Origin of the sequence: Massilia sp. AB1 (assembly GCF_018119385.1) — a bacterium.
Taxonomy (GTDB): Bacteria; Pseudomonadota; Gammaproteobacteria; order Burkholderiales; family Burkholderiaceae_D; genus Telluria.
In genome coordinates this window covers 1-14,722 of sequence record NZ_JAGKSG010000002.1, presented here as the reverse complement: position 1 = coordinate 14,722, position 14,722 = coordinate 1, and the positions used below count along the sequence as shown (strand labels likewise).

The window sequence follows — 14,722 nt, the reverse complement described above, 5'->3', positions numbered from 1 at the left end:
GGCGGGGATGACGTTTTAAAGCAGCGGGTTGGTAATAGACGTTACGGGCAATTCCCGATGACGTAATACCCCGCCGACGTCTGCGCCAAGGTCGTCGTATAGAACGTATTGTTCAGCCCCATATTCTGATTCGACCCGTTCGCCAGCGCGTAGCCGCCGCTGTTGTGCGCCCGTCCGGCCGTCACGTGCGCATAGTTGCTGGCCGTCGTCGCCGTGCACACGAAGCCCGACGTGGTCGTCCCCGTCACCGCTGGAGACAGCGCGCTTTCCACCCCATTCCCCAACGCCGATACCTGATAGCTGTAGCTGGTCGACGCCGCCAGCCCCGTATCGGTATAGCCCGTCGAAGTGAGCGCAGACGCATTCAGCTTCGCCCCATTCCGGTAAACGTTGTATCCCGTCGCCCCGCTGGCCGCATTCCACGACAAGGCGATGCTGTTCGCCGTACGCGTCCCGACCGCCAGGCCGGCAGGCGGCTGCAAGGCCGGCGCCGTCCCGACCAGGAATTGCGCAATCGCGCAGGCCGCCGACACCTGGCCGGTGCTGGAGGTCGCCGTGACGCTGCCCGTGTAATAGCCATCGGCACGCGCGCTGTACGCCTTGCTGAAGCTGGCGCCGCTCCCGGCCGCGGCATCGTCCACCGGCGTCGCCCCGTTCAGCACCACCCGGTAGCTGGCGATCGAGCCGCCGGCCACCGTGGCCGCGCCATTCACCGTCACCGTCGATCCCGAGACGCTGGCGCTGCACGAGCTCATGGCCGGCGGCGCCGCGCGCGCCACGCGCAGGTTGTTCTTGAACCAGAAATCCATCACGAAGGACGGATAGTTCACCGTGGTCGCATTGACGTAGTTGCTGTTCTGGCCACCGCTGCCGGCCGGCCAGGCGTGGCCCATGCCGCTGACCGAGATCTCCGAAGTGCGTACTTTGCCGTTCGCATCCGTGTAGGGCGTGTTCGTGCCGCCGGTCGGCACCGTGCTCGTCGCGCCCTTGGTAAAGCTGCCACCGTAGACCAGGCGCATCGCGGCCGCATCCAGCGGACCGTAGCCCTGGGCCACCGTGTAGTCGCTGGTACCCCAGATCACACTGGCGACCTGGCTCGTGAAGCTGGGTGCATAGGAACCCGACATGTTCTTGCAGTTGTTGGCCGCCGTGCTGGCCGTGTACCCCGACGGCACCATCGAGATTTGCGAGGTCGTCACGCCCGGCGGCGGCCCGGCGTTGATGCCGATCCCGGCGAAGATGTCGGGCGCCACGCAGCCCAGCACCATGGTCTGGGCGCCGCCCGAGGACAGGCCGGCCACGTAGACCTGCTTGGGATCGATGGCGTACTGGGGATTGCTGAGGAAGCGGTTGACCAGGTCGAGCAGCACGGCGTTGTGGCCATAGCCGCGGCTGCGGTTCGTATTCGCCCAGTCCCAGCAGTGGGCGCCGTACAGGTTGCCGGTGGCGTTGGGCGCCAGGATCACGGCGCCATACTGGTCGGCCGCGGCCTTCCAGTTGTAGCCCTTGTCGCTGGTCCCATCGATGACGTCGCCGGCGGCGGTCTGGGCGCAGCCGTGCAGCACCAGCACCAGCGCGCGCTTGCCGTCCAGGACCGGCTGGGTGGCCGGCCAGTAGTAGTAGCCGGTCAGGGCGCCGCCGTTGGCGGTGTCGGTGGCCCAGGTCTGGTTGCCACTCCAGCTTCCCGGTCCGGCCTGGACCTGGGCCTGGGCGGGCGTCCAGGATGCGAGTAAAGCCAGGCAGGCGGCTGCCGCCGCCCGATTCATGCGTAATGCCATTGAAGCCTCCGTTCATTGCGTGAGACTGCGGGGATGACAAACAGGAAAAGACTGGCGGCCCGCAGCGCTAGGACGGCGGCGAAGAAATGAGGGTCATGAAGAGTCTCCGGTTGTCATTGTTGTGGATCTGGGTCCGCAGGCATTATGCAACCGGAGTAATGCGCACAAGCTGGGCGTGCAGGCACGCCGCTTGTGCGCATTTGCACAGCAGATTACTGCATCAGCTCCGCGATCATCTTGACCGGGGCGTTGCCGTAGCTGAGGAACTGGTCGTGGAATTCCTTCAGGTTGAAGCGCTCGCCCAGCTGCTGCTTGCGGCGCTCGCGCAGTTCCACGATCTGCTCGTAGCCGCTGAAGTAGCTGGTCAGCTGCACCGAGGTCAGGGTCGCGCGGCGCCACTTCTCGTCGGCTTCCTGGCGGGTCTGGAAGGCCTGGCGGGTCAAGAGGTCGATCGCCTCGTTCTGCTGCATGCCCAGCACGTGCACGCTGTAGTCGAGGATGGTGTTGGTGACGCTGCGCAGGTTCCACTTCGAGTACATCAGCCACATCTCGGGCGCGTTGCCGCCGTAGCCCGATTCCAGCATCATGCGCTCGCCGTACACGGCCCAGCCCTCGACCATGGCGCCGTTACCGAACAGGGACTTGATCAGGGAAGGCGACTTGTTGGCGTGGACCAGCTGCGCGTAGTGGCCGGGGATCGCCTCGTGGATATTCAGGATCTGCAGGATCCACTCGTTGTACTCGCGCAGGCTGCTCTCGGCCTGTTCCGGCGTCAGGTTGTCCATCGGCGTGACGTTGTAGTACGTCTTGTCCTTCGGACGGTAGGGGCCGGGCGCGTCGATGCTGGCGCCGGCCACGCCGCGCTGGTACATCGGGGTCTCGCGCACTTCGAGCGGCTTGTCCGGGTCCAGGGTCAGCAGGTCGTTCTTGATCACCCAGTCCTGCAGCAGCGGGATCTGGCGGCGGATCTCGGGGAAGAAGTTCTCGCGCGCGACGTGGCGGGCGGAGAGCTTGTCGATCATCATGCCGATCTTCTGGAAGCGGTCCTGCGGCTTGTTCACGCCCGCCATGTAGCGCGGCCACAGCTCGTCCGAGATCGCGTTCATGCGGGTGAGCAGCTCTTCGCGCGTGGCCAGGGCCTTGCGGTAGGTCTGCTCGGCGCTGCTGGCCGACTGGATCTCGAGCGCGAACTTCTGCTCGTACAAGTCCTTCCCGATGCGGAAGGGACGCGCGTCCTTGGCTGCATTCAGGTTCTTGTCCAGCTGGGTGAGGAAATCGACATAGCCCAGCACCGCGGTGCCGGCGTTGGCGATGCGCTGGGCGAAGATCGCTTTCTCCTGCGGGGTGAGGGTCGATTCCTGGGCCGCCTTGCCCAGGTCGGCCAGCACCGCGATGGTGCCCGGCGCCTGGGTGATGGCAAGCTGGGTGTGCTCGATGGTCGGCTTGGTGATCGAGGCCTGGGCGGCCTGGTAGAAGGCCGGCACGTTGGCCAGGCGCCTGAGGATGGTGCGCAGGCGCTGCGGCTTGGCCGCGTATTCGGTGGTGAGGATCAGGTCGAGCGGCTGGGCCACGTTGTACAGCGAGGGGTTCCACTCGAACTCGCGCCAGGTGGTCAGGTTCCAGCGGTCCTTTTCCAGCTTGTTGACCAGGAGAGCCAGGTCGGTGCGGTGGCGCGGCGAGAGCTGCTTCGGATCGAGCTTGCCGAATTTTTCCAGCCATTCCTCGGCGAAGGCCACTTTCCTGGCGCGGGTGGCGGCATCGGGAATGGTCAGGTTGGCGGCCTGGTCGAACTTGCCGGCGTAGATGCCGCCTTCCGGATCCATGCGCCACTGCGCGGTCAGGAACTGCATGCTCAGCGTGTCCATGCGGCGGTCGAGGCGGAAGGCGGAAGCTTGCGTGGCCGGGGCGGCAGCAGTAGCAGCAGCGGTGGCCGCCGTAGCGACGGCGGCTTTCTTCACCGGCGCCTTCTTGCGCTTGTCGGTGCTTTTCGCCTTGACTACTTTCGAGGTTTTCGCCTTGCCCTTGGCAGGCTTGGTGGTCTTGGCGCTGGCCGGCGCCAGTGCGAAACTCGCCAGCAGCACTGCCAGCGCGATTTTCGTTTTCATCATCGTATTCGGCCCTGTAACAGAAAAAAAGCGGGGCGCCCGGCGCATACTGCTGTGCGGGGGCGCGTGAAGAGTAGCACCATTCCGGTCGCTTGCGGGCGGCTGAAACATTACGACACGTTGTCGTGGAGGGAAGTGTTAACTCTTCGGCAAAACGCCGGATGATAACGTAGGGTCGGCGGCGGAGCCGCCAACCCTACGACGCAGCGTTCCCGGCAGCGCCGAGCCCTGTCCGCAGCATCTCGAGCATGTCCTGCGGCGACATGCGCGCCGCCATCTCGGTCCCTTCGAGCAGGCTGTCGGCCAGGTCGCGCTTGTGGTGGTGCAGCTCCACGATGCCTTCCTCGATGGTGCCGCGCGCCACCAGGCGGTAGATCGTCACCGGCCGCTGCTGTCCCATGCGGTGGGCGCGGTCCGAGGCCTGGTCTTCCACCGCCGGATTCCACCACGGGTCCATATGGATCACGTAGTCGGCCGCCGTCAGGTTGATGCCGACCCCGCCCGCCTTCAGGCTGATCAGGAACAGCTCGCCCTCGCCGGCCTGGAAGGCGTCGACGCGGCGCTTGCGCTCCTGGATCGGGGTGGAGCCGTCCAGGTACTGGTAGGGGATGCCCTTCTTGTCCAGGTACTGGCGGATCAGGGTCAGGTGGTCGACGAACTGGCTGAACACCAGCACCTTGTGGCGGTTCTCCAGCAGGTCGTCCGTCAGGCGCGCGAAAGCGGCCAGCTTGCTGCTGGCGATGCCCGCGCCCGGCGCCACCAGCTCCGGATTGCAGACCGCGCGCCGCAGCCGCATCATCTCGGCCAGGATCGCGATCGACTTCTGGCTCTCCGGCGCTTCCAGCGCAGCCAGGGTGTCGAGCGCTTCGCGGCGCAGCGATTCGTACAGCGAGCTTTCTTCCGCGGTCAGCTCCACCGGCAGCACGATCTCGGTGCGCGGCGGCAGCTCGGTCAGCACCTGCGCCTTGGTGCGGCGCAGGATGAAGGGCGCGGTCAGCCTGCGCAGGCGCGCGCGGGCTCCGGCCTCGGCGCGTTTATCCTGCGCTTTTTCGATGGGGCCGGCGAAGCGCAGCTGGAACTGGTCGGCGCTGCCCAGCAGGCCCGGATTGATGAAGCGGAACAGGTTCCACAGCTCGCCCAGGTGGTTTTCCAGCGGCGTGCCGGTGGCCGCCATGCGGAAGTCGCCCTGCAGCGCCATCACCGCCTGCGAGCGCTTGGTGTGCATGTTCTTCACCGCCTGCGCCTCGTCCAGCACGATGCTGTGCCAGCGGCGCCCGGTGAACAGCGGCGCTTCCAGCTGCAGCAGGCCGTAGCTGCCGACGATCACGTCGAAGGGGCCGGCTTCCTCCACCATCGCCTTGCGGTCGCCGGGGCCGAACAGCTTCAGGTTCAGGGTCGGCGCGAAGCGCTGGGCCTCGGCGATCCAGTTCAGGCAGACCGAGGTCGGGGCCACCACCAGGGCCGGGCCGTTGGGCGCGCGCGTCAGCAGCAAGGCCAGGGCCTGCAGGGTCTTGCCCAGGCCCATGTCGTCGGCCAGGCAGGCGCCCACGCCCCAGTGGGCCAGGCGCCCCAGCCATTCGAAGCCCTCGCGCTGGTAGTCGCGCAGCTCGGCCTGCAGGGTGGAGGGAAGGGGGGGCGTGTAGGCCTCGGTCTCGGCGATGCGTGCCAGGTGGGCGCGCCAGGCCCCGTCGGTGTCGGCGCGGCCCGCTTCGCGCGCCAGTTCTTCCAGCGAGAAGCTGGCGAGCGCATGCAGGCGCACGCCGTCGCCGTGCATCTCGCCGTACGAGAACAATTCCGTCAGGCGCCGGTGCAGCTCGTCGCTCAGGGCCAGGTATTCGTTGTCGCCCAGGGCCACGAAGCGGCTGCCGTCTTCGCGCAGGCGCTCCAGCAGGGCGCGCAAGTCCATCACGCGCTGCTCGTCGATCACCACTTCGCCGCTGGCCGCAAACCAGTCGCGGTCGCGCCGGATCTGGATGCGCACGGATTTGGTCGTGGCCTTTTTGGAAACGCGGAACTTCTCGCCTTCCGGCCAGGCCACCACCACGCTCGCGGGATCGAGGGTGCGCAGCTGGTCGACCAGCTCCAGGCACAGCAAGGGCTGGCCCAGCAGCCATTCGCCGTGGTCCAGTTCCGCCTGTTCCAGCGCCTGGCAGGCGCCAACCAGCTGGCGCTCGGCTTCGCGCTCCGCGTTCAGGTTGCGCTTCGCTTCCGTGCGCACGCCGGCCACGTCGGCGATCACGTTTTCCGCGCCTTCGCCCGGCGCGTAATAGGCGCCGGCGTCCGGCAGCGGGCGTACCAGCACCTGCATGCGCATGCCCTGCTGGTAGGGACGCAAGAGCACGTGCAGGCGCGGATCGGCCGCGACCTGCTCGATGTCGCTGGCGCTGGCGCCGATGTCCGACTGCACGGTGACGATAGCCGAGATGGCGCCGACCGCGCGCAGCACGCGGCGCTCGGCCGCCAGCGGTACTTCCAGGCCCGCTTCGCCGAGGATGGCGGCGATGCGGCGGTGTTCTTCCTTGATGTGCACCAGGCGCAGGCGGGTAGACGTCTCGCGCGTGACGACCACGTCGCCGTCCTGGTCTTCCAGCGATGGCTGCAGCGTGATCAGCACGGTGCCGCCCTGGGCCTTGACCCGCAGCTCAGGTTCTCCCGGCAGCAATTCCACGCGCGTGCCGGGCGAATCCATCCAGAACAGCAAGGGATGGCCGACCAGGGCGGCGAGCGCTTTGCCGCGCTCGAATTCGAAACGCACGCTGCTGCTGCCGTAGTAGCGCCGGCCGGCAATCGCCTGCACTGCTTGCAGGTCCTGGGCGCTCAGGAAGTCCAGCACGGCGCCTTCCTCGGCCAGGCGCTTGAGACCGACCGCACGGCCGCGGGTCCAGCCGCCTTGCGCGTCGCGCTTTTGCTCGCGGGGTTCGATCTCCTGCACGCCCAGGGTCGGGTCGTAGCGGATCATCCACACCAGGCGCGACTCGCGGACCACTTCGGCGTTGACGGCCGGCTGCAGGTTGATCAGGGCGTTGAGCTGGCGCTCCCAGGCTTCTTCGCGCTCGAACCAGAGCGCCATGTCGCCGAAGCGGTGCCGGCGGCGCAGTTCGCTGGCGCGCTGCTCGTGGCCGACATAGCCCAGCTGGCCCAGGAGCCCCGCCAGCTGGGCCGAGATGAAATCGAAGCCGGCGCGTTCGGACTGCTCCAGCATTTCTTCGAGTTGGGTGCGCTTGCCAGCCAGCTGCGGCAGCCCGAGCCAGTAATGCAGCAGCGCGCGGAACATGAAGGGCTCCAGCATCAGTTCCCAGTTGCGCGAAGCCAGTACTTCGGCATCGACCGTGCCGCACCGGATCGAGCGCAGCAACGCGAGCTGGTTGTTCACCGAATTTTCCGGGCGCTGCACGCTGCGTATGACGGTGTCGAACCACGCTTCCGTCAATTTGATGGAAGCAGGCTGCTTGCTCCGTAACAGGGCCGCGAGCGCAAGATGCGCGCCGATTCCTTCGAAGAAGGCTTTGCGCTTGCCGGTTTCGCGGCGCAGCAGCTTGATCGCCTGCTCGATGCCGGCCAGGCCGGCGTCGAGGTCGTCGCGCAGAATCGCGATCACGCTGCGCAGGAACATGGCGGGCGAATCCGCCACCTCGATCAGCAAGGCAAGCGCATCGTCCAGCCGCCCGCACAGGATGAAGTGTTCGGCCAGCGCCAGGCGCAGGGCGACCGAGGGCTCGCCGTCGGCCGCCTGGCGCTCGGCCGCCGCGCGGATAGCCGGCGCGGCCAGCGGTTCGCGCTGGCAGTGCATGACCAGCACCGCCAGCACGTTGTCGCGCACGCCGCGGTGGAGGCGCCCGATGATTTCGGGATGGAAGACGGGGCGGGCGCAGACCTCGACCAGCGGGTGCAGGTAGTTAGCCTCGTGGCAGCGCAGGCAGGCGTCCAGGATCCCGGACACGGTCTCGCTGCCCTCGCCGTTGAGGAGGGCGATACGCAGCAGGGCCAGGCCCTGGCGGTAGCTGCGCAGCATGAGGTTTCCCTGCCAGTCGCTGCGTATCGGCGTCACCTGGGCATAGGCGGCGACCGCGAAGTCGAAGGCGCCGTCGTCGAGCGCACGGTCCAGCACCGGCCAGGACGCCTCGGGCGCGATGACGAAGCCGCGGCCGGTCACGTCCGCGACCAGGCCAAGCTCGCGCAGGTGGGCCAGTTCGGCTGCCCACTGCCCCGTGGGGAGTTTGACGCCCATCGCCGTCATGTGCTCGAGGACGCGTTGCCGTCCCATCGGCTCGCCGGCGAGCGCCAGCAGCACCAGGATCAGGAACTGTTCGGCGCTACAGGCGGCCAGGCGTTCGTTCAGGTCAGCTGCGTTCATGCGTCTCCAAGATTCTCGATCGCCACCGGCTGCAGGCCGGCGGGGATGGGCACGCCGAACACGCTCAGGTAGAAATACAGCTCCGCTTCCAGGGTGCAGATCACGCTCTCGGCCTTCCTGAAGCCGTGGCCTTCGCCCTCCAGGGTCAGGTAGGCCACCGGCAGGCGGCGCGCGCGCAGCGCTTCGACCATGCTTTCCGACTGCTGCGGCGGCACCACCTTGTCGTCCAGGCCCTGGAAGAAGATCATCGGGTGGCGCAGCTTGTCGGTGTGGTGGATCGGCGAGCGCTCGCGATACACGGTGTCCGCGCGCTCCGGCGGGGCGATCAGGTACTGGTTGTAGTGCGACTCGAACTTGTGCGAGTCCGCGTCCAGGCCCTTGAGGTCGGACACGCCGTAGTAGCAGGCGCCGGCCTTGAACACGTCGTGGAAGGCGAGGGCGCTGAGCACCGTCAGGCCGCCCGCGCTGCTGCCGCGGATCAGCAGGCGCTGGGGGTCGACCAGGCCTTGCTCCGCCAGGTGGCGCGCGCCGGCCACGCAGTCCTCGACGTCGACCACGCCCCACTGGCCCTTGAGCAGGTCGCGGTAGGCGCGGCCGAAGCCGGTGCTGCCGCCGTAGTTCACGTCCAGCACCGCGAAGCCGCGGCTGGTCCAGAACTGGATGGCCAGCTTGAGGGTGGAAGCGGCCATGCCGGTCGGGCCGCCGTGCCCGATCACGATCAGGGGCGGCAGCTCGCCCGCCAGCGGCGCGTAATGCGCATTGCAGGGCGGGTAATGGAAGGCATGGGAAGTGCGCCCGCCCGCGCTGGGGTAGCTGACGGCCTGCGGGACCGACAAATAGACCCCCTCCGGCAGGCGCTCGATGGAGCGCGCCAGCACCGTGCACTGATTGGTGGACAGGTCGATGCAGGCCAGTTCCAGCGCGATCGTGGGCGCGCCGCCCAGCAGCGCCACCAGGGAGCCCTCGACGCGCAGCTCGCGGATCTCCTGGTAGGGCGTGGCGATGGGCGCCAGTTCGCCGCCGCGCAGCGCCAGGCGCGCCAGGCGGCTCACGCCCGCCTCGATATAGGTGCACACGATCTCGTCCGGCGAAGAGAAGCCGTACAGCGAGCCGCCGAAAGTCCATTGCGGGCCGCCGAATTCCGCTTCGCGCGGACACAGCGGGTGCACCACGCCGTGCTCGTAGCGGTACAGGTTCCACCAGCCGCTGCGGTCGGAGACGAAGTGCAGCACGCCGTCCGGCGACCATTCCGGCTGGCAGATCGATTCCTGCGCGCCGCCCGCGATCAGGCGGCCGTTCACCAGGCTGCCGTCGGCGGCCACGTCGGCCAGCCACAGCTCGGTGCCTTCCCAGGGCATGCGCGGATGGTCCCAGCACAGCCAGGCCAGATGGGCGCCGTCGGGCGACAGGCGCGGCGCGGCATAGAAGTCGTTGCCGTCCACCAGCACGGTTTCGCTGCCGTCGAAGCCGATCGCGCACACCGTGTTGTCGGGATACTGCGCGCCGGAGGAGTGGTCTTCGCGGATGCCGACCAGGCGCTGGCGCGGGGCGTCGATCACGAAGTCGGCGTAGCGGCGCTCGCCCTCGGCGGTGACGGCGACAGGCTGGCCATCCGCGCCCACGCGGTAGAGCCGGTTGTCGCCATGGTGCGAGAAGAACACCTGGCCGCCGGCCACCGCATAGGCGCCGCCGCCGTACTCGTGCACGCGGCTGCGCACATTGAAGGGCAGGGGGGTGAGCTCGGCCCTGGCCGTGCCTTGCCCGCCCATCAGGGTCGAGCGCCCGGCTTCGCTGGCGCGGCCTTCCAGCCAGTAGACGCTGCCGCCATCCACGGCCAGCTGGGACAGCGGGGTGGCGCCGGCGGCGACGACTGCCGCCGTGATCGACGAGGTCCAGGCGCCGCAGGGCGCGGGTTGTTTGCTGGTGGCAACTGTCATGGCAGTGTCTTTCGATAGTTGGAATGGCATTATAAGTTGCCGCCGCAGGATGCGATAATAGGGGTTTCCCTTCGATCCGGATTGCCCGTCATGCCCCAATTTGCCCCGCTCCAGAACGACACCTTCCTGCGTGCGCTGCTGCGCCAGCCGACCGATTACACCCCGGTATGGCTGATGCGCCAGGCCGGCCGCTACCTGCCGGAATACCGCGCCACGCGGCAGCAGGCGGGTTCCTTCCTGGGCCTGGCCAAGAATCCGGATTTCGCCACCGAAGTGACCCTGCAGCCGATCGACCGCTATCCGCTGGACGCCTCGATCCTGTTCTCGGACATCCTGACGGTGCCGGATGCGATGGGCCTGGGCCTGTACTTCGCCGATGGCGAGGGTCCCAAGTTCGAGCGCCCGCTGCGCAGCGAAGAGCAGGTGATGGCGCTGGAAGTGCCCGACATGGCCTCGCTCGACTACGTCTTCAAGGCCGTGACCCAGATCCGCACCGCCCTCAATGGCCGCGTGCCGCTGATCGGCTTCTCCGGCAGCCCCTGGACCCTGGCCTGCTACATGGTCGAAGGCGGCGGCTCGCGCGAATTCCACACCATTAAGAAGATGCTGTATTCGCGCCCGGACCTGATGCACCGCATCCTGGACGTGAACGCACGCGCGGTGGCCCAGTACCTGAACGCCCAGATCGACGCCGGCGCCCAGGCCGTGATGATCTTCGATTCCTGGGGTGGCGCGCTGGCCGACGGCGCCTACCAGGAGTTCTCGCTGCGCTACATGCAGCAGGTGCTGTCCCAGCTGCAGCGCGAGAAGGACGGCGTGCGCATCCCGGCGATCGTGTTCACCAAGGGCGGCGGCCTGTGGCTTGACGAGATGGCCGGCATCGGCGCCGACGCGCTGGGCCTGGACTGGACCGTGAACCTGGGCCGTGCGCGCGCCCTGGTGGGCGACCGCGTGGCGCTGCAGGGCAACCTGGATCCGGCCATCCTGTTCGCCGAACCGGAACAGATCCGCGCCGAGGTGGAGCGCTCCCTCAGCGCCTATGGCAAGCCTGCGGCCGGCCACGGCCACGTGTTCAACCTGGGCCATGGCATTTCGCAGTTCACGCCGCCGGAATCCGTCAGCGCCATGGTCGAGGCTGTTCACAGCTTCAGCCGCCGCCAACGCGCCGCAGCTTGACTTATTCAGGGATACCTGCCCGGTATCCTGGTGCAAAGTCTCACTTGTTCACAACTTCGTAAAACCGGGCAAAAATTCCTGTGGACATCTCGGCACCGTCTGGGCAAGCGTAAAACGATGATTTATAAGCGTTTTTTGCATGAGCAGCCGGTGTCGTTCCCTCCCAACCACAAGCTTGTCCCAAGGAATTCGGCACATTTTGGGCCATTGTTCACAAAGTTATTCACAGGAGCTGGAAATGTGGGGAAAAGTGCTTCGTTTACCGTGACTTAGCGCCGAACTTCAAGTAACGCGTGAAGATTTTGATGCAATGCAGCGAGTTTTCCACGAGGACATCCCTACTTATGCACAACAACGCCATTCCAGCCCAGCTTGTTAACAGGTCTGTGCTTCTTAATGTAAGTAATTGAAAACAATAAGAAAAATAGAATTGACTAGAAGAATTTTCAGTTTTGGCTTGATTTAACGTAAACCTTTAGCGGGGTCAAGCCCCACGCTATTCACAAAGTTTTCCACAGTTTTGCACAGGGCCTCACTTGCCAGAATGCATCCTTGAAGTCGTGCTCGACACGCCGCTCAACAGCAGCTTCGATTACCGCTGGGTTTCCCAGTCGGGCGAGGCGCCGGCGGTCGGCCAGCTTGTGCTGGTCCCCTTCGCCCGGCGCGAGGTGGTCGGCCTGATCGTGGGCGTCAAGCACGAGACCGATGTGCCGCCGGAAAAGCTCAAGGATGCGCTGGCCGTGCGCAGCCAGCTCTCGCCCTTGCCGGAGCGCTGGATCGCCCTGGCGCGCTTCGCCGCCGACTACTACCAGCGCCCGGTCGGCGAAGTGGCCCTGCCTGGCCTGCCCAAGAACCTGCGCGTGCCCAAGACCGTCGCGCTGGACCGCGCGCTGAAAAAAATGGCCAAGCTCGATATCGTCCAGGATGTCGCCGCCGCCAACATGCCGGTGCTGAATCCGGCCCAGCAGGAAGCCGCCGCCGCGATCGGCCAGGCGCAGGGTTTTGCGCCGCTGCTGCTGTGGGGCGTGACGGGCAGCGGCAAGACCGAGGTCTATCTGCAGGCCTGCGCCCAGGTGCTGGCGCGCGACCCGCAGGCCCAGATCCTGATCATGGTCCCCGAGATCAACCTGACGCCCCAGCTGGAAGGGAATATCCGCGCGCGCTTCCCCGGCGCCATGCTGGCCACCCTGCACAGCAGCCTGTCGGAAGGCGAGCGCATGCTGCACTGGCTGGCCGCGCACCAGGGCCATGCGCGCATCGTGCTCGGCACCCGGCTGGCGATCCTGGCCTCGCTGCCGAATCTCAAGCTGATCGTGATCGATGAGGAGCACGACCCCTCCTACAAGCAGCAGGAAGGCCTGCGCTATTCGGCGCGCGACCTGGCCGTGTGGCGCGCGCGCCAGCTGGATATCCCCATCGTGCTGGGTTCGGCCACGCCTTCGCTGGAAACCTGGCACCACGCGCAGTCGGGCCGCTACAAAAGGCTGGAGCTGCGCGAGCGCGCCGTGCGCGACGCCGTGCTGCCGCGCGTGCGCCTGGTCGACATGGAGCGCGACCGCCCGCGCGACGGCCTGACCGGCGACCTGCTGGCGGCGCTGCGCTCGCGCCTGGAGCGTGGCGAGCAGTCGCTGCTGTTCCTGAACCGGCGCGGCTATGCGCCCGTGATTTCCTGCGACGCCTGCGGCTGGATCAGCAACTGCACCCGCTGCACCTCCTTCATGGTGCTGCACAAGCTGGAGCACCGGCTGCGCTGCCACCACTGCAGCCTGGAGCTGCGCATCCCGCGCCATTGCCCCACCTGCGGCAACGTCGACCTGCAGCCGCTGGGGCGCGGCACCCAGCGCATCGAGGAGGGCCTGCAGGCCATGTTCCCCGAGGCGCGCGTGCTGCGCATCGACGCCGATTCCACGCGCCGCAAGGGCAGCGCCCAGGAAGCCTTCGACACCGTGCACCGCGGCGAGGTGGATATCCTGATCGGCACCCAGATGGTCGCCAAGGGCCACGATTTTAAAAAACTGACCCTGGTCGGCATCCTCAACCCGGACACCGCGCTGTTCTCGCAGGACTACCGCGCGGCCGAGCGCCTGTTCGCCCAGCTGATGCAGGTGGCGGGACGGGCCGGCCGCGCCGGCGGCGCGCAGTCCGACGTGCTGGTGCAGACCCGCTACGCCAGCCATCCGCTGTACGGCGCGCTGGTGCGCCACGACTACGAGCGCTTCGCCGGCGGCCAGCTGGCGGAACGCCGCGAAGCCGGCCTGCCGCCCTTCATGTACCAGGCGTTGCTGCGCGCCGAGGCGCGCGAGCTGGCCACCGCCATCGCTTTCCTGGAACAGGCGCGCGACTGCCTGCCGTCCGAGACCATCCTGATCAACGACCCGATTCCGATGACCATGACGCGGGTCCACAACGTCGACCGCGCCCAGCTGCTGGTGGAATCGAGCTCGCGGCCCGCCCTGCAGGCCTTCCTGCGCGAATGGGTGGAGCTGCTGCGCGCCATGAAATCGCGCGTCAAGTGGTCGCTCGAGGTCGATCCGCTCGATATTTGAGCCTTTGTTGCGATCGGTGAGAATCTGGCGCGGTCGAACTGCTAGAGTGGCCGGTTTGGAAAAACGTCACCCGGAGCCGCCATGCCTTTCCGTACCGCCCGCCTTGCCGCCTGTGCCGCCGGCCTGCTTCTGCTGTCCCTGCCGGCGGCGGCGGCCACGCCGGGCGAGAACGCCGTGGCCGGCATCACCCACCGCATCCAGTCGCGCGACTGCAGCGGTGCGGTGGAACGGCTCAAGGATGGGCTGAAAGAAAACCACCGCGAAGTGGCGCTGTTGGCCGGGACCATGTTCGAGCACGGCGTCTGCCTGCGCCGCGATTGGATGCGCGCCGTCGATTTCTACACGCAAGCGCACACGGCAGGGATGCCGGAAGGGGCGGAGCGCCTGGCCGCCGGTTTTGCCGATCCCGCCAACGGGCCGGATATCGCTGCCGCGCTGTGGTGGGGGGCGAGAGGCCGTGTGGTCAGGCCCACGGACTGCGTGGTCGGCAAGGACGCAGCCGACGACCCCGACCGCTTCGTGGCCGAGGTGAATACCTGGCGCCCGGAGCGCATGGCCTACTGCAACTACATGATGGGCGTGATGTCGACCATCGCCTCCGAGATGCGCTATCCGGAACTGGCGCGCGCCCATGCCCTCGGCGGCGACATCGTCCTGCGCTTCCTGCCCGCCGTGCCGCGCATGGAATTGCGGAAGGCCGAGTCGCGCGAATACGCCATGATCGGCGTGGTCAGCGGCGAAACGCTGCGCGACCGCAAAAGCAAGCCGGTCACCGGCAGTATCGAGAAGGGGGGGGGGGGCCACCCCCCCCCCCCCCCCCCGCGCC

At 67.3% G+C, this 14,722-nt stretch carries 7 protein-coding genes; 3 read left to right on the top strand and 4 right to left on the bottom strand.

Translation table 11 applies throughout. The features are described from left to right. Positions 1 to 41 precede the first annotated feature (41 nt). The 4 genes from J8847_RS01335 to J8847_RS01320 form a co-directional block, all read right to left on the bottom strand. Positions 42 to 1,778: a PHB depolymerase family esterase gene (locus J8847_RS01335; RefSeq protein ID WP_211522891.1), complete on the bottom strand. Its 1,737-nt coding sequence runs from the start codon at positions 1,776 to 1,778 to the stop codon at positions 42 to 44. Between the two features lie 212 nt (positions 1,779 to 1,990). Next, positions 1,991 to 3,886 carry a DUF885 domain-containing protein gene (locus J8847_RS01330; RefSeq protein WP_211522890.1) on the bottom strand — a complete coding sequence of 632 codons (1,896 nt, stop codon included), beginning with the start codon at positions 3,884 to 3,886 and terminating at the stop codon, positions 1,991 to 1,993. Positions 3,887 to 4,079: 193 nt separating this feature from the next. After that, entirely contained in the window at positions 4,080 to 8,237 is a 4,158-nt protein-coding gene (locus J8847_RS01325; RefSeq protein ID WP_211522889.1) for a DEAD/DEAH box helicase, read from the bottom strand. After that, on the bottom strand, positions 8,234 to 10,174 hold the full coding sequence (locus J8847_RS01320) for a prolyl oligopeptidase family serine peptidase (RefSeq protein WP_211522888.1): 1,941 nt from the start codon (positions 10,172 to 10,174) through the stop codon (positions 8,234 to 8,236). Before J8847_RS01320 ends, J8847_RS01325 begins: the two co-directional genes overlap by 4 nt. A gap of 90 nt (positions 10,175 to 10,264) precedes the next feature. Here J8847_RS01320 and hemE point away from each other — a divergent pair, with 90 nt between their 5' ends. From hemE to J8847_RS01305, 3 genes are all read left to right on the top strand, one after another. After that, positions 10,265 to 11,350: a uroporphyrinogen decarboxylase gene (gene hemE, locus J8847_RS01315; protein WP_211522887.1), complete on the top strand. Its 1,086-nt coding sequence runs from the start codon at positions 10,265 to 10,267 to the stop codon at positions 11,348 to 11,350. Positions 11,351 to 11,886: 536 nt separating this feature from the next. Then, positions 11,887 to 13,896, top strand: a complete 2,010-nt coding sequence (locus tag J8847_RS01310; RefSeq protein WP_211522886.1) for a primosomal protein N' — start codon at positions 11,887 to 11,889, stop codon at positions 13,894 to 13,896. 81 nt (positions 13,897 to 13,977) lie between these two features. Then, a partial coding sequence (locus J8847_RS01305; protein ID WP_211522885.1) for a hypothetical protein occupies positions 13,978 to 14,722 on the top strand: 745 nt, incomplete at its 3' end.